The organism is Isoptericola haloaureus, from assembly GCF_036689775.1.
Lineage (GTDB): Bacteria > Actinomycetota > Actinomycetes > Actinomycetales > Cellulomonadaceae > Isoptericola > Isoptericola haloaureus.
The window spans coordinates 1-341 of the sequence record NZ_JBAGLP010000022.1 but is presented as its reverse complement, the minus strand read 5'-3'; the positions used below and the strand labels follow the sequence as shown (position 1 = coordinate 341).

1 rRNA gene is annotated in these 341 nt (G+C 75.4%); it reads right to left on the bottom strand.

What is annotated here, in order from left to right:
- Positions 1-222: 222 nt before the first annotated feature.
- Positions 223-339: ribosomal RNA gene (rrf, locus tag V5O49_RS00075) — 5S ribosomal RNA — on the bottom strand.
- Between the last annotated feature and the right edge of the window lie 2 nt (positions 340-341).

Here is a 341-nt window from a genome sequence, read left to right as displayed (position 1 = left end):
CGTGACGGCCCGATGACACGGAGACGACTGCCGATGTGACACGCGTCCCGTCCGGGACGGTGGTCGGTCGGCCGACGGTGTGAGACCGGTCGGGGGCCCGGCCCCCCCCCCCCCGCGGCCGGGCCCCGGGGGTCGGCCGGGGGGCGCGGTGGGCGCGGGGGGGGGGGGGTAGAGCAGTCAGGCCCCCAACCCGCGAGGGGGTGGGGGCCTGCTGTGAAGGGTGTCCGGCGGCGTCCTACTCTCCCACCCCGTCTCCAGGGCAGTACCATCGGCGCTGAAGGGCTGAGCTTCCGGGTTCGGTATGGGACCGGGCGTTTCCCCTTCGCTGTGACCGCCGTAAC